The organism is Brevibacillus thermoruber 423 (genome assembly GCF_000454065.1).
In the GTDB taxonomy this organism is placed as follows: domain Bacteria; phylum Bacillota; class Bacilli; order Brevibacillales; family Brevibacillaceae; genus Brevibacillus; species Brevibacillus thermoruber.
Window position 1 is genome coordinate 482,856 of record NZ_KE695651.1, and the last position, 16,865, is coordinate 499,720.

Annotated in this window: 16 protein-coding genes; 8 read left to right on the forward strand and 8 right to left on the reverse strand. The window is 60.4% G+C overall.

Annotated elements, in window-relative coordinates:
* Window positions 1-296: 296 nt before the first annotated feature.
* Complete coding sequence (gene leuD, locus M516_RS0113845) at window positions 297-893, reverse strand: 3-isopropylmalate dehydratase small subunit (protein WP_029099666.1); 597 nt, start codon at window positions 891-893, stop codon at window positions 297-299.
* Window positions 893-2,323, reverse strand: a complete 1,431-nt coding sequence (gene leuC, locus M516_RS0113850) for a 3-isopropylmalate dehydratase large subunit (protein WP_029099667.1) — start codon at window positions 2,321-2,323, stop codon at window positions 893-895. The genes leuD and leuC overlap by 1 nt, the downstream gene beginning before the upstream one ends.
* Before the next feature lie 114 nt (window positions 2,324-2,437).
* Here leuC and M516_RS0113855 point away from each other — a divergent pair, with 114 nt between their 5' ends.
* The 4 genes from M516_RS0113855 to M516_RS0113870 all read left to right on the forward strand — a co-directional run bounded on the left by M516_RS0113855 (window position 2,438) and on the right by M516_RS0113870 (window position 5,855).
* Window positions 2,438-3,325, forward strand: coding sequence for a LysR family transcriptional regulator (locus M516_RS0113855; protein WP_029099668.1), 888 nt, complete (start codon window positions 2,438-2,440; stop codon window positions 3,323-3,325).
* Window positions 3,326-3,406: 81 nt separating this feature from the next.
* On the forward strand, window positions 3,407-3,754 hold the full coding sequence (locus M516_RS0113860; RefSeq protein WP_029099669.1) for a thioredoxin family protein: 348 nt from the start codon (window positions 3,407-3,409) through the stop codon (window positions 3,752-3,754).
* A 37-nt stretch (window positions 3,755-3,791) separates the two neighbouring features.
* A complete protein-coding gene (locus M516_RS0113865; RefSeq protein WP_029099670.1) occupies window positions 3,792-4,712 on the forward strand; it encodes an RluA family pseudouridine synthase in 921 nt (306 codons plus the stop codon).
* 42 nt (window positions 4,713-4,754) lie between these two features.
* Window positions 4,755-5,855: a YheC/YheD family endospore coat-associated protein gene (locus M516_RS0113870; RefSeq protein ID WP_029099671.1), complete on the forward strand. Its 1,101-nt coding sequence runs from the start codon at window positions 4,755-4,757 to the stop codon at window positions 5,853-5,855.
* A 139-nt stretch (window positions 5,856-5,994) separates the two neighbouring features.
* On the opposite strand, the gene M516_RS0113875 is transcribed toward M516_RS0113870, so the two are convergent.
* Window positions 5,995-6,981 carry a glycerophosphodiester phosphodiesterase family protein gene (locus tag M516_RS0113875; protein WP_029099672.1) on the reverse strand — a complete coding sequence of 329 codons (987 nt, stop codon included), beginning with the start codon at window positions 6,979-6,981 and terminating at the stop codon, window positions 5,995-5,997.
* A 450-nt stretch (window positions 6,982-7,431) separates the two neighbouring features.
* Here M516_RS0113875 and M516_RS0113880 point away from each other — a divergent pair, with 450 nt between their 5' ends.
* The 4 genes from M516_RS0113880 to M516_RS0113895 all read left to right on the forward strand — a co-directional run bounded on the left by M516_RS0113880 (window position 7,432) and on the right by M516_RS0113895 (window position 11,953).
* On the forward strand, window positions 7,432-7,881 hold the full coding sequence (locus tag M516_RS0113880) for a hypothetical protein (protein ID WP_029099673.1): 450 nt from the start codon (window positions 7,432-7,434) through the stop codon (window positions 7,879-7,881).
* A gap of 564 nt (window positions 7,882-8,445) precedes the next feature.
* Window positions 8,446-10,227, forward strand: a complete 1,782-nt coding sequence (locus M516_RS0113885) for an ABC transporter ATP-binding protein (protein ID WP_029099674.1) — start codon at window positions 8,446-8,448, stop codon at window positions 10,225-10,227.
* 5 nt (window positions 10,228-10,232) lie between these two features.
* On the forward strand, window positions 10,233-10,907 hold the full coding sequence (locus tag M516_RS0113890; RefSeq protein ID WP_029099675.1) for a response regulator transcription factor: 675 nt from the start codon (window positions 10,233-10,235) through the stop codon (window positions 10,905-10,907).
* The gene (locus tag M516_RS0113895) at window positions 10,904-11,953 is read left to right on the forward strand and encodes a sensor histidine kinase (RefSeq protein WP_029099676.1); all 1,050 of its coding nucleotides are present in this window, start codon (window positions 10,904-10,906) and stop codon (window positions 11,951-11,953) included. Before M516_RS0113890 ends, M516_RS0113895 begins: the two co-directional genes overlap by 4 nt.
* Window positions 11,954-12,080: 127 nt before the next feature.
* Here M516_RS0113895 and trhO read toward each other — a convergent pair whose 3' ends face one another.
* The 5 genes from trhO to M516_RS0113920 form a co-directional block, all read right to left on the reverse strand.
* Window positions 12,081-13,022 carry an oxygen-dependent tRNA uridine(34) hydroxylase TrhO gene (trhO, locus tag M516_RS0113900; RefSeq protein WP_029099677.1) on the reverse strand — a complete coding sequence of 314 codons (942 nt, stop codon included), beginning with the start codon at window positions 13,020-13,022 and terminating at the stop codon, window positions 12,081-12,083.
* Window positions 13,023-13,143: 121 nt separating this feature from the next.
* A complete protein-coding gene (locus M516_RS24365) occupies window positions 13,144-13,839 on the reverse strand; it encodes an iron-containing redox enzyme family protein (protein WP_051188219.1) in 696 nt (231 codons plus the stop codon).
* Window positions 13,840-13,849: 10 nt separating this feature from the next.
* Window positions 13,850-14,854, reverse strand: coding sequence for a GNAT family N-acetyltransferase (locus M516_RS25630; RefSeq protein ID WP_029099678.1), 1,005 nt, complete (start codon window positions 14,852-14,854; stop codon window positions 13,850-13,852).
* On the reverse strand, window positions 14,851-15,924 hold the full coding sequence (locus M516_RS0113915; RefSeq protein WP_029099679.1) for a DUF3419 family protein: 1,074 nt from the start codon (window positions 15,922-15,924) through the stop codon (window positions 14,851-14,853). The genes M516_RS25630 and M516_RS0113915 overlap by 4 nt, the downstream gene beginning before the upstream one ends.
* Window positions 15,917-16,654, reverse strand: a complete 738-nt coding sequence (locus M516_RS0113920) for a hypothetical protein (RefSeq protein WP_029099680.1) — start codon at window positions 16,652-16,654, stop codon at window positions 15,917-15,919. Before M516_RS0113920 ends, M516_RS0113915 begins: the two co-directional genes overlap by 8 nt.
* Window positions 16,655-16,865: the final 211 nt, after the last annotated feature.

The window sequence follows — 16,865 nt, forward strand, 5'->3', positions numbered from 1 at the left end:
CCAAAGCCGTATCGCTGCGCAGCCCATTCAAAGGTGGCGCTCCTGTTCCCCGCAAATCGATGCTCCGCTCGGTAGGGCTCACAAGTCGCTCTGCCTGGAAACATGCTTCTCCTTCGATGCAATCGGTTTGTCTTCAGTCTGAAACGCCGGGGCATCCCCCGTCGCGAAAAGGGCAATCTTTACTTTCCGGCCGTTCTGCACTATGATGGGTGGGAAAAGCTGGAGGAGGCGCTGTTTTTGTCACAAAAAAAGCGAAGGCACGGAGCGGTTCCATGCCTTCGCCGGTGTGCGGGGAGTTATACGAACGTTTCCCGCTTTGCCTCGTAGGCGGCGATCTTGTCTTCGTATTGCAGGGTGATGCCGATGTCGTCCAGCCCGTTGAGCAGGCAGTACCGGCGATACGCGTCCACTTCGAACGGATAGGAGAGGCCGGCGTCGTCCGTAATCACCTGCTCCTGCAGATCGATCGTGAGCTGGTAGTTGTCGCGGCTCTCGGCGCGGCTGAACAGCTCCTGCACCTGTTCCTCGCTCAGCTTGATCGGCAGGATGCCGTTTTTAAAGCAGTTGTTGTAAAAGATGTCGGCAAACGACGGCGCGATGATGGCGCGGAAGCCGTAGTCCAACAGCGCCCAGGGCGCGTGCTCGCGGGAGGAGCCGCAGCCGAAGTTGTTGCGGGCCAAGAGGACGGTGGCGCCGGCGTATTTGGGCTGGTTCAGCACGAACGATTCGATCGGGCTGCCGTCGGCGTTGAAGCGCCACTCGTAAAAGAGAAACTGGCCGAAGCCGGTGCGCTCGATGCGTTTGAGAAACTGCTTGGGAATGATGGCGTCGGTGTCCACGTTGACGCGGTCCAACGGCGCTGCGATTCCGGTGTGTACGACAAACGGTTTCATTATTGCAGGACCTCCTTGTTCACGCCTTCACGTTTCCATTCGCGCACGTCGACGAAGTGGCCGGCGATGGCTGCCGCCGCCGCCATTTCCGGGCTGACCAGGTGGGTGCGGCCGCCCCGTCCCTGGCGTCCTTCGAAGTTGCGGTTGGAGGTGGAGGCGCAGCGTTCACCTTCCTGAAGCACGTCCGGGTTCATCGCCAGGCACATGGAGCAGCCGGAGTCGCGCCATTCAAAGCCGGCCTCCTGGAAGATCAGGTGCAGGCCTTCTTGTTCCGCCTGCTGCTTCACGGCTTGCGAACCGGGGACCACCATCGCGTGCACGTGGGGCGCGACGCGGCGTCCCTTCGCCACTTCGGCCGCGCGGCGCAGGTCTTCGATCCGGCCGTTGGTACAGGAGCCGATAAAGACGCGGTCGATCTTGATCTCGGTCATCGGGGTGCCCGGTGTGAGCCCCATGTAGGCGAGGGCGTCCTGGGCCGCTTTTCGCTGCGCCGCCGTCGGGAACGAATCGGGATGGGGGACGGTGCCGGTGATGTCGGTGCCCATGCCCGGGCTGGTTCCCCAGGTGACTTGCGGCGCGATTTCGCTCGCGTCGATTTCCACGCGGTGATCGTACGTGGCACCCGGGTCGGTGCAGAGCTGTTTCCAGCGCTCGACGGCCCGCAGGAAATCTTCCCCTTGCGGCGCGTAGCGTCTGCCCTTGAGGTAGGCGAACGTGGTCTCATCCGGCGCGATCAGGCCGGCCCGCGCTCCCGCTTCGATCGACATGTTGCAGACGGTCATGCGCTCTTCCATCGTCAGTTTGCGGATGGCCTCACCGGTGTACTCGATCACGTAGCCGGTGGCAAAGTCCGTCCCGAATTTTGCGATGATCGCCAAAATTAAGTCTTTGGCGCTGACGCCGAAGGGGAGCTCGCCTTTCACGTGCACTTCCAGCGTCTTCGGTTTGGCCTGCTGGAGGCATTGGGTGGCCAGCACGTGCTCCACTTCGCTCGTGCCGATCCCGAAGGCCAGAGCGCCGAATGCGCCGTGCGTGGAGGTGTGGCTGTCGCCGCAGACGATCGTTTTGCCGGGGAGGGTCAATCCCAGCTCCGGTCCGATCACGTGGACAATCCCCTGATCGGGGCTGTTCAGGTCGGCCAGCGTAATGCCGAACTCCTCGCAGTTTTTCGTCAGCGTCTCCATCTGCTGCCGGGAAATCGGGTCTTTGACATTAAACCGGTCAGCCGTCGGCACATTGTGGTCCATCGTCGCAAACGTCAGGTCGGGACGGCGGACGCGGCGGCCGGCCAGGCGGAGGCCTTCAAACGCCTGGGGCGAGGTGACTTCGTGGACCAGGTGCAGGTCGATGTACAGCAGGCTGGGTTTGCCGGGCTCTTCGTGAATCACGTGGGCATCCCAGATCTTTTCAAACATCGTGCGGGGTTTCATGTGGACATTCCTCCTTCGTGCGAAACTCTTATCACGGTTGTATCATGGCCATGGGAATAGTTCAAAGATATAATTATTATGAGATGGATAGCTTTTGCCTATCGGGAGGTCTTCATGGAATTACGACAGATTCGTTACGTGCTGGCTGTGGCGGAAGAGCGCAGCTTTTCCCGGGCGGCGGGCCGGCTCCATCTGGCCCAGCCGTCGCTCAGCCAGCAGATCGCCAAATTGGAAAAATTACTCGGGGTTACCCTGTTTCATCGCCTGCCGCAGCACGTGGAGCTGACGGACGCGGGTCAGCGTTTCGTTCAGGTGGCCCAATCGCTGATCGATATGGCGGAAGGGCTTGAGCGGGAGATGCGCGCCTACGCGGTCGGCGAGAGCGGAAAGCTTCTGGTGGGCAGTCTGCCGATCACCGGCGCGTACGTCCTGCCCCGGGTCATCCCCGCGTTTACCAAGCAGTTTCCGGGTGTCGAGCTGCAGTTGATCGAGGACACGTCCAGCAATCTGGAGCAGCTTTTGGTCCGGGGGAAAATCGACGTCAGCCTACTGACGATGCCGATCGCCGATCCCTCGCTGGAGGTGATCCCCGCCATTCACGAGGAGATTTACCTGGCGGTTCCCCCGCAGCACCCGCTGGCGAAGCGGCAGGAAGTGGATCTGGCCGAGCTGGCCGGACAGCCGTTTATCCTGCTGAAAGAAGGGCAGGGGTTTCGCACGATCTCGCTGAGGCTGTGCGAACAGGCCGGGTTCCGTCCGCGGATCGTCTTTGAGAGCAGCAACATCCAGACGGTGCAGTCGCTGGTGGCGGCGGGGATGGGCTTTTCGTTTGCCCCCAAGATGATTACGCTGGCACCGGGCACGACGGAGCCGCCCGTCTACCTGAGCCTTACCGGCCGGCCGTTTCGCACGCTGGTCGTCGCCTACCGCAAGGACCGGCCGCTCTCCCGTCCGGCGGAGTCGTTCGTCCGTTCCCTGGTGGAGCAGGGAGGCGCGATGTAGCCAAGTGCGGCCCCGCCGGGACAAACACCTGCGGCTGTGGTACACTTAATCCACAAGAAATCCGAGAAAGGATGATCAGACATGAAGGAAATCAAGACCGAAGCGGAATTTGAACAGGCCATTGCCTCGGAAAAACCCGTGGTCGTCAAGTTTTACACGGACTGGTGCCCGGACTGCCACCGGATCGATCCGTTCATGCCGGAAGTCGAGGAAGCCTACAAGGACAAGCTGGACATGGTCGCTGTCAACCGCGACACCCTGCCGGAGCTGTCGCAAAAGCTGGACGTCTTTGGCATCCCCAGCTTTATCGCCTTTTCCAACGGAAAGGAACTGGTCCGGTTCGTCAGCAAGCTGGGCAAAAGCCGGGAAGAAATCGAACACTTCCTGAACCGCGCAGTTGAAGTGTACGAGGGACTGAAGCAGGCGTAACCAGACGAGAAACCAACCAACCGGGAGACACGACGGCATGATACACATGAAAAAAGAAGGGGAATGGCTGGTCGGCCATCTCGCGGAGGACGCCGTGTCCGTGGGCGCGCTGCTCCGGGAGCAGTGGAGGCTGCCGCGCAAGCAGGTTCACCTGCTCTTTCAGCACAAGGAGGTCTTGCTGGACGGCGCACCGGTCGCCCAGCACGCGAAAGCGGAGGCGGGGCAGGAGATCCGCCTCCGTCTTTGCCAGCCGGAACCGCTGGGGCTTGAGCCAGTGGACGAGTCGGTAGACATCTTGTACGAAGACGACCATCTGCTGGTCGCCAACAAGCCCGCCGGGTTGCTGCTCCACCCCACGGAGCCGCGTCACACCAAGACGCTCGATCATCTGATCGCCGGCCATTTCGCGCGGACGGGCGTGGCCGCCAAGGTACGCCACGTCCACCGGCTGGACCAGGACACCTCGGGGGTCGTCCTCTACGCGAAGCACGCCCTGGCGTCGGCCCTCCTGGACGAGCGGCTGCGGGAGCGGAACATTTCGCGCGCCTACATCGCGTTCGTGCATGGAGCGGTCAAACAGGCCAGCGGCACGATCACCCAACCGATCGGCAAGGACCGGTTTCATCCCAATCGGCGCCGGGTGTCGCTCAACGGCGATCCGGCGGTCACGCACTACCGCGTGGTGGAGCGGTTTGCTCAAGCGGCGAAGCTGGAGTGTCGGCTGGAGACGGGCCGCACCCATCAGATTCGCGTCCACCTCAGCCATTTGGGCCATCCCCTTATCGGTGATACCCTCTACGGCGGAAAGGCCGGCATGATCGGCAGACAGGCCCTGCACGCCGCCGTCCTGCGCTTTTCCCACCCGTTTGGCGAAGAGACGATGGAGGTCCGATCACCGCTGCCGGACGATTTGCGCCGTCTGGAACAGGCCCTGCGGCAAGCGCCAATGCGCCGCTAGGTGAATACACTGCCAGGGAAGGGAACGAAAGAGGGTGGTGTGATGAAACGACCCGTGATCGGCATCCTGACCTGGCGGGAGGGAAAACGATTTGCCGAGCCGGCCTACTTTCGCCGGCTGATCCGGGCGGGCCAGGCGTTGGGCGGCACGGTTTTTTTGTTTTCGCCGCAGGACGTGTCGCCGTCCGGCAGGCAGGTGCGCGGTTTTGTGCCGGATGGGCGGAGCTGGAGGGCCCGCATGTTTCCCCGTCCCGACGTGGTGATCGACCGCTACCGCTACACGCCGAGGGCGGCGTTTCGGCAGTACGTCGCGTTTCGCCGGACAAACGGCTTTCGGTACGCCAACAGCCGGCTGGCCAACAAGTGGAAAGTACATGAGGTCCTGTGGCGGGACGCGCGGATGCACCGCTGGCTTCCCGAGGCGATGCTGTACAGCCACGCCCATCTGCGCAGCATGCTCGCGCGCCATTCGCTTCTCTACCTGAAGCCGCTGAATGGCACCGGCGGCAGGGGGATTGTCCGCCTGGAGAAGACGGCTGAGGGGTACCGCCTCCTGGGGCGAAACAAGGATCGGACCAAAGTGTCCGCGCTGATCAGGCGCATCCCGGCCCTGCTGCGCTGGATCGACCGGTGGAAAAGCGAGAAGATGATCATCCAGCAAGGGCTTCGTCTCGATCTGGTTCCGAAACGGTCAGTAGACATGCGCCTGCTGATCCAGAAAGACGGGAACGGCCGCTGGAGCATCACCGGCGCGGGCATGCGCGTCGGCGGGGAGAAGAGCGCCACGGCCAATCTGCACGGCGGCGGCAAAGCGGTGTCCGCCCAGGCGTTTTTGCGCGCCCGGTTTGGCGAACAGCGGGCGCGGGAGATCATCCGGGACTGCGAGCAATTGGCCTATCAGACGGCGGAGACGATCGAGCAGCACTTCGGCCGGATGATCGAGCTGGGACTGGACATCGGCATCGACGTCGACGGCCGGGCCTGGCTGATCGAGGTGAATCCCAAGCCGGGGCGGGAAATCTTCCGCGAGCTGGGAACGCCTCAGGTATACAAGGAAGCCATCCGCAAACCGATTCAATACGCCCTGCACCTCGCCCGGCAGCAGTCCGGCGGCGAGCGGCAGGCGGCACGAGCGGCGCTGTGATAGCGCCGCTTCAGGCTGTCGATGAGAACGTCCGCCTGCCATGTGTCATCAACAGAATGGTCACGTTCCGCATAAAGCAAAGGGGCTTCCCGAACAGGTCCGGGACAGCCCCTTTGTCATGCAAACAAACACGGCAGGGTTACTCCTGCTTCTTGAACACGGGTGCAATTTTATCGATGCGGTTGGTCCAGATTCCTCCGGTATAGTTGGCGGGCAGACGTTCAAGGTCTTCCACCGAATCAAACCCCTGGGAGACATCTCCATTTCCCGCAACCAAAATGGTCCTGGTGTCATGTTCGTCCATTCGATTGAGGAACTTGTCAGGCCATCCCCACAGCCAAGGGGCAATCTTTTCCGGAATATGCAGTTCCGTTCTTGCGCAGGCCTCCGGAACATACCCGGTCCATCCCACTGCGATATACGGGAGCAAACAACGCTTCATCGTCGCGAGAGACATAACGCGCAGCTGCGGAAGCTCTTCACGCAGCGCTTCGATCGGCTGATCTCCCCCGTATACCGTCAACTGTTCCAGGCGCTTTTCCGGCAGGGTGGACAAGTACCGGGCCAATTGTTTTCCTTCTTCCGGGTCGTTGCTTTTCACGTGAATCAAGAAGGACTGGTGGGGAAAATGAGCGAGCACGTCATCGAGAGAAGGCATCATGCCGACGCCTTTTCCGCGAAACGGATACGTTTTCCCGTGGTCATACGTATAGCCGTAGCCAATGTCCAGCTTCTTCAATTCTTCCAGCGTATGCTCTCGGGTAACCCCTTTTCCATTGGTTCTGCAATCCAGCGTCCAATCGTGGAAGACGGCAAATTTTCCATCCTTTGTCGGATGGACATCAAACTCGATGAGATCGGCACCCGCCCTGACGGCAGCCTCCATGGACGGAATCGTGTTCTCCAGGTAAGGATGCTCCGGTTTGTGGATGCGCGCGGCTGTACACGTTTCATTGGTGATGCCTTCCATGTTGAACGTTTGAGCCAATCCCCGATGGGCCAAAAGCAAGGGGGTTCCTGTCCGCTCCTCGGCCAGCAGCGACGTATTGTTCACATACATGAAGGCAACGAGCGCGATGCAAAACAACACGATCTTGTTCTTGAAAAACGCACGAAATCTGTTCATTCTACTCTCCTCGTCCATCATGCTTTTCGTACAGAACACCATGATACCATGGATGGGCGCGTTGTTCGACAAACAACGTATGGGGAGGAGGCCTTTTCCAGCGAAACGATCGCCCGCAAAGGGAACGCGCGGAGAAAGCGGACAGTCATATCCGACTCCCTGGTGCGGCGCTGCGATGGCGCCTTTTTGAGTTCCGTGCCGCTGTCGGGAATGGCACCCTGCATTTTTGCGTTTTTGCCGGGGCCTGCCCCTGGACTGTAACGATCAGGACGGGCTGTTCGTATTGAGTAGAGGAGGGGAAAGCGCGGCGCCATTTGACCGGACCGTTTGCGAACATTCATAATAAGAATAGCTTCTGGCGAAACACATGCGGGGAGCCGTTCTTCTTGTGGGGGCACGGATAGGTCCGGCCCCGTTTGGGTCAGAATGGGTAAAGAAGGAGTGATAGATGTGGAATCGCTGCTCAACCTCGTTACAGACTATTGGCCCATCGTCATATGCGCGATCGTGGTGATCGCAGCCTTTCAATGGATCATGCGAAGCCTGTTTCGGCTATTTGCCATGATGGCGGTGATCGGCGTCATTCTCGTGCTGGTCTTCCATTTCAGCCCGGAGCAGGTGATCGATATGGGACGCACAGCCGTGCAGACCACGCAGGATGCGGTGCAGAAGACGGTCGTCCCCATCCTGGAGTCGGAACTGAAGGACGCGGACATCTTGTTTCATGACGACGGCAGCTATGAAGTAAAGACGGCCAACATCCGGATCACCGGGAAAAAAGGCGAATCCAAGGCGACTGTCTATTACAAAGAGAACAAATGGGAAGTGGATATCGGGGTGTTGGGTGACATGTTCAAGGAAAAGCTGAACAAAGCGGAGCCGTCCCAGACTACGCTGTAAACGGGAGCGCATGCGGCGGCGTCACGTCATCGAACGCCGCGCCCATCCCGTCTGCCCGGCCGCTCGCCCTTGACCGGATGCACGAAGCCTGAAACGGGCTGGGACCGGCGCATACTTCTGGCGCAACGAACATTCGCAAAACGAAAAAACTGGCATGAGAAAACTCCGGTATGTTCCCGCAATTGGACAAACACCGGAGTTTTCGCGTCTCCCGGCGGAGCGGCTGTCTGTGGCGGCCGTACCTGCCATCCGGTCATGCGGTCATGTGCGCTGCCCTGATGCAAGTCATGGCGTTTCCGCCCTTGATCACACAGGGCGGCAGTTCGGCTGCACCCAACGCGAAAACATGAAGCGAGAGCCGTTTTTTCGGGGCCCGCGTCGTTCACATTCCGTTCATATACGTGTTGTATCCTGTTCACGCCGAAACGGGATGAAAAGGAGAGAACACGTATGGCAAACAGGAATCCGCGAGTCGGGCTGGAGAGGGACCCGGACGTCCAGGCGGCCGAGAGCGTTTAACCCCAAGCGTTGTGAGGATCACAGCCTACGTTTTTGAAAAAGGAGATGGAGAACATGTCGAAGCAACAAACGGGTGGCTGGCGCCCGTTTCTCAATCTGATCAGACAGACGAACCCGCCCGCTCTGCCGCTGGCCATCGCGCTGTTCCTGAGCGTGGCCTCCACCGTGGTGGGCCTGTTCGTTCCGCTGTTCACGAAAGACCTCGTCAACAGCTTCTCGCTGGCGTCGCTGGACAGGTGGCAGGTAGCCGTGCTGGTGGCCGCCTTTCTCGCCCAGTCAATCGCCGGCGGACTGTCGATCTACCTGCTCAACCGGATCGGCCAGGGCGTGGTGGCCGGACTGCGGGACCGCTTGTGGAAAAAGCTGCTCGTCCTGCCGGTTTCCTATTACGACGACCACCAGACCGGGGAGACGATCAGCCGGATGACGAATGACACGGCGGTCGTCAAGGGGCTGATTACGGATCATTTGACCAACTTTTTTACCGGCGCGATCTCCATCGTCGGCTCGGTGACGATCCTGCTCATTCTGGACTGGAAAATGACGCTGCTGATGCTGACCGCCGTGCCGCTGTCGATTCTGATCCTGATGCCGCTGGGGAGGACGATGCACAAGATTTCCCGCGGGATGCAGGATGAGACCGCCGCATTTTCCGCGACCTTGAACCAGGTGCTGTCGGAGATTCGACTGGTGAAGGCGTCAAACGCGGAGGCGATTGAGTACCAAAACGGCAAACGGGGCATCACCAACCTGCTTCACCTCGGCATCAAAGAAGGGACGGTGCACGCACTGATCTCCCCGTTTGTCTCCCTCGTCCTGATGGTGGTGCTGGTGGTCATTCTCGGGTACGGCGGCATGCGGGTGTCATCCGGAGCGCTCACGGCGGGCGATCTGGTCGCGTTTATCCTGTATCTCTTTCAAATTGTCATGCCGATGAGCCAATTGACAATGTTTGTAACCCACCTGCAAAAGACGAGGGGAGCGACCGAGCGGATTATTGCCACGCTGGAAGCGGCGGAAGAAGACCAGACGGCCGGACGCGAGGTCACCAACCCGCATCAGCCGATCATCCTGGAGCATGTGAGCTTTTCCTACAAGTCGGGCGAACCGGTACTGGACGACGTCAGCTTCACGATCGAGCCGGGGCGGGTCACGGCGATCGTGGGGCCCAGCGGAAGCGGGAAAACGACGCTGTTTTCGCTGATGGAGCGCTACTACCGGCCGACGCGGGGGACGATCAGGCTGGGCGAGGAACCGATCGACGCGTTTTCTCTCCAATCGTGGCGGAGCCAGATCGGGTACGTGTCCCAGGAGAGTCCGATCATCGCCGGAACCATCCGGGAGAACATCTGTTACGGAATGGAAAGGGAGATCAGCGAGGAAGAGCTGCGCCGCGCCGCGCGCATGGCCTACGCCGATCACTTCATCGAGGAGATGCCGGACCAATACGACACCCAGGTGGGGGAAAGAGGGGTCAAATTGTCCGGCGGCCAGCGCCAGCGCATCGCCATCGCCCGGGCGCTTTTGCGAAATCCGCGCATCCTCATGCTGGATGAAGCCACGTCCAGCCTGGACAGCAAATCGGAAATCGAGGTGCAGAAAGCGCTGCAGAATCTGATGAAGGGGCGAACGACGCTGGTGATTGCCCACCGCTTGTCCACCGTCATGGACGCGGATCACATCATCTTTCTGGAAAAAGGCAGGATCACCGGCCGGGGAACGCATCAGGAACTGTTCGCCACCCATGCGATGTACCGCGAATTTGCCACCCAGCAGCTGCGGATCGATCAGCGGACCGCGGCGGAAATCCAATCGGGAAAGGGATGAGGACCATGGCCACCATACTGGTTGTAGACGACGATCCCCACATTCGGGAACTGGTCGGTGTTTTTCTGCGGGAGGAAGGGTTCACCGTCCTGGAGGCCGCCGATGGCAGGGAAGCGCTCGCGCTCCTGGAAACAACCCGGGCGGATCTGGTGATCCTCGACATCATGATGCCCAACATGGACGGGTGGCAGCTTTGCCGCGAACTGCGGGAACTTTACGACACCCCGCTGCTCATGCTGACCGCCAAAGGAGAAACGTCGCAGAAAATCAAAGGCTTCCAATTGGGCACGGACGACTACCTGGTCAAGCCGTTTGAACCGCTGGAACTGGTCGCCAGGGTAAAAGCGCTGCTGAGGCGCTACCGGATCGCCGTATCGCAGCGGGTGCAGATCGGCGAACTGCTGCTTGACCGCAAAACCTACGAAGCGCAGGTGGGCGACAAGCAGGTGACCCTGCCGCTCAAGGAGTTTGAACTGCTGTTCAAACTGGCCAGTTACCCCGGAAAGACCTTTTCCCGCGAGCAGTTGATCGAGCAGATCTGGGGGTACGATTACGAAGGGGACGAGCGGACCGTCGACGTGCACATCAAGCGACTGCGCGAGCGTTTTCCGGAAGAGCGGCACTCGTTTCGGATCAGCACCATCCGCGGGCTTGGCTACCGATTGGAGGTTCGTTCATGAAAGGAAAGCTCTTCCTGCGCCACGCGGCGGGCATCGTGTTTGTGCTGGGATTCTTTACCGTGTGCTGGTCGGCCGCCTATTTCCTGACGTCGCTGTACGCCGGCGGGCTGACCAACCAGATGCCCGATTACGTCAGGCAGCTCGTCACCGTGATGCTCGGCTATGTGCTGGCGGGAATGGTGATGGCTGTCATCGGCTTCTTCGCCCGCTCCAAACAAAGAGCGGTGTGGCAGTCGCTGTACGATGCCCTGCGGCGAATCGCCAAGGGGGATTTCAACGTCAACCTGCAGGTCAAGCCGGGCGAACACCATCCGCTCGGACAGCTTGTCGAGAGCATCAACCACATGGCCGTCGAGCTGAGCCAAATGGAGAAAATGCGCCAGGAGTTCATCTCCAACGTCTCCCACGAGATCCAGTCGCCGCTCACCTCCATCAGCGGGTTTGCCCGGGCGCTGCAAAACGACCGGCTCAGCCGGGAGGAGCGCCTGCATTATCTCGGCATCATCGAGACGGAATGCCAACGCCTGTCGAAGCTGAGCGAGAACCTGCTGAAGCTCACGTCCCTGGAGTCGGACCATCATCCGTTCGAGCCGAAGCGCTACCGCCTGGACCGTCAATTGCGGCAGGTGATCCTCGCCTGCGAACCGCAGTGGGTGGACAAAGCGATCGACATGGACGTGTCCCTGGAGGAAGTGAACGTCGTCGCCGATGAAGAACTGATGAGCCAGGTGTGGGTCAACCTGCTTCACAACAGTGTGAAATTTACCCCAAACGGCGGGAGCATCACCATCCGGTTGGAGCGGAACGGGCAGGACGTGATCGTATGCGTTGCCGACACCGGCATCGGCATCGCGGAGGAGGATCAGCCGCATCTATTCGAACGCTTTTACAAGGCCGACAAATCGCGCAATCGCTCCAGCGGCGGCAGCGGGCTCGGTCTGTCCATCGTGAAGAAAATCGTCGACATGCATCACGGAACCATCAGCGTGAAGAGCAAACCGGGGGAAGGGGCGGCCTTTACCGTTACGCTGCCCGTTGAGCCGTAGCGGGCCTTCCGCTCCGCAGGACTTGAAGTTCGGACGGCCGACAGGGAGGAACGGCTGCGGAGGGCAGATGCTATCACTGGCAAAAAAACAAGCTGATCTCGTCACGGAGATCAGCTTGTTTGCCTGTTTACGCCTGGGAGCCGGCTGTCTGCAGCTTGGCGTTTTCTTCTTCCACGTAGCGGTTGCGCGGATGCTCGCGGCATTCGTCGGAGCAGGAACGCTTGTACTTCACTTCGCATTCCGGGCAGCAGAAGTGCTGCTTGTTGCAGAACGGGTTGGCGCAGTTGACGTAGCGGTCTTCCGGCTTGCCGCAGTAGTAGCAGCGGCCGATGACCGTGTCTTCCTCGGTGTGGTTGATCTTCACGGAGATGCGCTCGTCAAAGACGTAGCATTTTCCGTCCCACAGGCGCCCTTTCACCTCGGGGTCCTTGCCGTAGGTGACGATGCCGCCGTGCAGTTGGTACACATCCTTGAAGCCTTCCTTCAGCAGGATGCCGGTCAGCTTTTCGCAGCGGATGCCGCCGGTGCAGTAGGTGAGCACCTTCTTGTCCTTGAACTGGCCCAGGTTCTCGCGGATCCACTGCGGAAACTCGCGGGAAGAGCGCACGCCCGGCTTGATGGCGCCGCGGAAGTGACCCAGCTCGTACTCGTAATCGTTGCGGCCGTCGATGACGACCACATCGTCCCGCTGCAGCATTTCATAGAATTCTTTCGGCGTCAGGTACTTGCCCGTCAGTTCGGTCGGGCTGAAATCGTCTTCCAGACGCCAGGTGACCAACTCTTTTTTCGCGCGAACAAACATTTTCTTGAACGCATGTCCGTCCGCTTCATCTATCTTAAACCAGATGTCCGCAAAACGCGGATCCTTGCGAACGAATTCCATGTACGCGTCGGTCTGTTCGATGGTGCCGGACACCGTGCCGTTCAGGCCCTCCGGCGCGACGATGATGCGCCCTTTCAGTCCGAGCTCCTTGCAGAACTTGAGGTGTTCCGCCGCGTATTCCTCGTAGTCGTCAAGCTGGACGTACTTGTAGTAAAGCAAAACACGATACGGTTTTTGTACTTGCAAGGTACAATTCACCCTTCCTTCTATTCTTATTGAATTTTTGACGCAACCGTGATTATATCACATTGCGCCGAAAAATGCCGAAAAAATGTCAGGAAGGATGTGACCATTTGATGTCCGCCGGTCACGCGTGAGCCGCAAACGTCCGCACATGGTCCAGTATGTCCGTATATAGCCGGGTGTGGTAGTACATGCCCAACTGCATGCCGCGTTCCACCAGCGGCTTGTTGTCGCCCGCGTACACCTGGGCGACCACTTCGTAGATTTCGTTGGCATGCGTGACATCCAGGGTCTCGTGGTCGGTAAAATGGGCCAGATCGGCCGTGCCGCCGTACGCGGAGGCGGCGTAGGCGCCGACGAGCGGAGAGACGCGGGCCACAATCTCTTCAATCACGCCGAGGGCGGCCAGTCCCTCCGGGTAGGGGTAGTGCAGGCAGAGATCGGTGACGGCGCGGTTGTACGCCAGTACGGGAATGATCGGACGGCTCGCTTCCCGTTCGGCGTCCGTCACGCCGATACCGCGCAAAAAGAGCTTGTACGTTTCCAGGTGCACATGCGCTGCGTTTATCCGGCCGTGCTCTTCAAACAGGTTTTCCACCAGCGGCATGCGCAGCCGGTAATCAGGCAGATTGGTCAGGATGGCGGACAAAAAGCGGGGGAAATGCTCCACGACGTGATAGATCTGCAGGGCCGCTTCCTTGGCCTGCGCCGAGGAAAACGTTTGGTCGTGCAGCGCGAGAAACAGCGGATGCCGCTCCACCTCGTGCCGGGCAAAGAGCTGCTGCGCCAGGTGCTTCACTTCCGTGTATGCATTTGTCATCGAATCCCTCCTACAGTAAGGTGAGTTCGCGGGCGTCCAGAGCCAGGCCGGGCGGGACATCTCCGTAGGCGTAGGCGGTGGAGCCCAGCTTGATGAACAGCGGGTGGCGATACGTCTCCGCCAGTTCCGGGGAGACGCCGGCAAAGACGTAGGGATACTCCTGCCGGTGAAAGCGGGCCAGATAGGCGAAAAACGCCCGCCGCCCGTCTTCCCCGTCCGCGCAGGCGTAATAGGCGAGATAGGCGTGCGGAAACGGCTCGCCGGGACCGGGCAGGGAAGCGGTCCCGCGCCACCGGCAGGCGGCATGGATCAGGCGCAGCGGGAGAGGGAGCGAACGGGTGACGACCAGCCGGCGCTCCGCCGATTGGTCGATGACTTTGCAGACGGCGCGCAGTTTCCCGCCGTCATGCAGGCCCAAAAACCAGCCATCCCGGCGCAAAAAGCGGGCGCGGTCGGCGTACGCAAACGCAGTGCCCGCCGCCCAGCGCTCGTAATGGGACCACGCTTCCTCGCCGTCGTTCGGACAGACGCGCGGCCAGTCTCCGTTCACCGGCCAGAACAGCGGCACGCCAAGGTGGACGGTGCGGCCGATGGGAACCGCCGGCGGGAACACGCTGTTTGCCCGCGTCAGCGGCGAGCGGTGCCGGCTGCTGTCCAGGACGACGGCAAACACCCAGCGGCACGCTTGGCGCAGGCTCTCCACGGCATGACCCGCCAGCCGCTGAAAGGCGCGGGTGCCGGTATAGTCAGGGTGAATCCTGACATCGTGCAGGTAGAACACGGGTTCAGCCCGGCCGTTCAGAAAGCGGACCTGCCGCGTCACCCCGAAGCAGCCGATCAACCGGCCGCGGCGCCACAGCCCCGTGTACCGCGATTCCCCCCAGCTCTCTCCCAGCCGGAAGAAATCGGGGGAGCGATCCACAACAAACAGGTCGCTGCCCGTATCCGTCGCATGGGCCAGGGCCAAGAGCGCGTTGTTGTGTTCCATCGTCAATGGTGATGTCGTGTAGTTCATCTCAGCACACCCACGGTAATCTGCCGGTACATCATCGACCGATCAAGGCCGGTCATCTCCCGGGAACACGCTTCGTCCACCGCTAGCCGCTCCCGAAATGCCTCGGGCAGGGGAGGAGCGGACAGCATGTTGCGGTACAGCAAGACCGCTTCCCGGCTTTTGGCCCCGAGCACGGCGGCGCAAATCGCCGCCCGCTGCGATTCGTCCGACCAGTCGAAAACATTGGAGAGGAAAAAGGCGTCGATGCCCTGCATCTGCGGCAGCGCCTGCTGCAGGGAGAGCGGCAGCACCCGCAGTTTGTGCAGGTTGCGCTTCGCCGCGGCAAAGCCCTCCTCGCTCAAGTAGTGGGGAGCTCCTTCCGGTCTGTCGAGCAGGTACGTGCCAAACATGAGCTGGGTGAAAAAATAGTTGTTGCCGATCAACCGTCTCTCCAGCTCTCTTCTGAACATCATGTCAAAAAATGCGCCAAAGTCCTGTTCCCTGGCCTGGGCAAACATGTGGGCAGGGAAGAACTGCAGGTGGGTGGTTTTGCTCAGCAAAAGACGCACGGCTGTGCGCCAGGCGTCTGTGTTCAGGTAGCGCTCGCGAAAGGCGGCTTGCTCGTCCAAGGTGCGGCAGGACAGCAGCTCCTGCCAGACCTCGTCCCCGTAGAGGTTGAGGCGAATATTTTGGCTGATGAACCGGTAGAAACGCTCCGTCGCGCCGCACTGATTCACGCCAAGCGTCAGCAGGTGCGGATGGCGGTCCCAAAAGGAGCGGGCGTATTCGGGGAGCAGCGGCGACAGGCGGCGGTACGTTTCCTGCCGGTCCGTCCCGTCCGTCTCTCCCGCGAACGCCAGGTATTCCTCGCGGCTCAATGCCCCGATGGCCGCCTTTTTCAATTCGATCAGCGCGGCCTGTGCGGGGTTGACATCTATCGCGTAGATTGTCTGCACATCGTCGCGCAGCAGGGAAAACGCCGTACACCCCCCGGACCCGACGACGGCGATCGTCTCCGGATGGTACCGGTCCGCAAGCGTTCGTTCCACCATGCTGTCTTCGCGAATCTGAGCAAAATACAGGTCAGTCACGGGCAGCTCCCTCCTCAAATTTTCGCAGCATCACCGGCCGAAACCGCTCCCAGTGCGCGAGCATCAGCCGGCCGCGTTCCATCTCCCGCATGAGACGGGAGCGGGATGAAGCATCCGCGGGGCAGGTGAGCAGCAGGATCTGGCTGTCTCCCCGGTCCAGCCGCACGCCCCTGGCGTGCAGCCAGGTCATGACCGCATCGCTGCCGGCCGCCGCGCGGTACAGGGTATGGCTGCCGCGCGAAGACAGGTTGTCCGGCCTGAATCCCTCGATATGCGCAATCCGTTCGACGAAGACGTGGGCCGTTTGCCGAACGGTCAGGGGGATTTTGCGGGTTTGGAGAAGCGGGTACGACCGCTGAAACAGGGTTTTGCAGACGAGCAGCAGGTCGGGATTCTGCAGTTCGGCCATGAAGTGAAGCGTCTCGTCCGGCCATGTGTCCATCGCGCTGCGGAAGAAGTGGAACAGCATCTGCAGATAGGCCTTCCGCCGGGAGTACAGGGGGCCCAGGTAGACAAACCAGCCCTGGTCCGTCCGAAACCGCTGCATCAATTGAAAGGCGGCCAGTCCGGATTCGTCATGGGCCATCAGCACTGCGTCATACAGGGGGAAGCGTTCCGTCAGGTAGGCGGTTTGGTCGCAGTGGGGAAAAGCGCTGTTGGCGGTCTCCACACATGCCTGTCTGTCGGCGGCGGACAGGGAGGAGAGCAGGCGGTAGGAAAACTGGATCATGGTCCCCACCCTTTCCAAAATTTTCGCGCGTCTCCATCCGATTGTAAATCTTCTGACGCTTCGCTGACAAGCACACTGGAAATGGGTCTTCGGTCCCGTTTCTTTTTGGCCAGTCTTGTGTTACATACACAGCCACCCTATCGAAATCAATATCTTGTGTCGAATTTGTCGAAAAATTTATCAGCTTGCTAGATATAGTGGCATCCTGTAC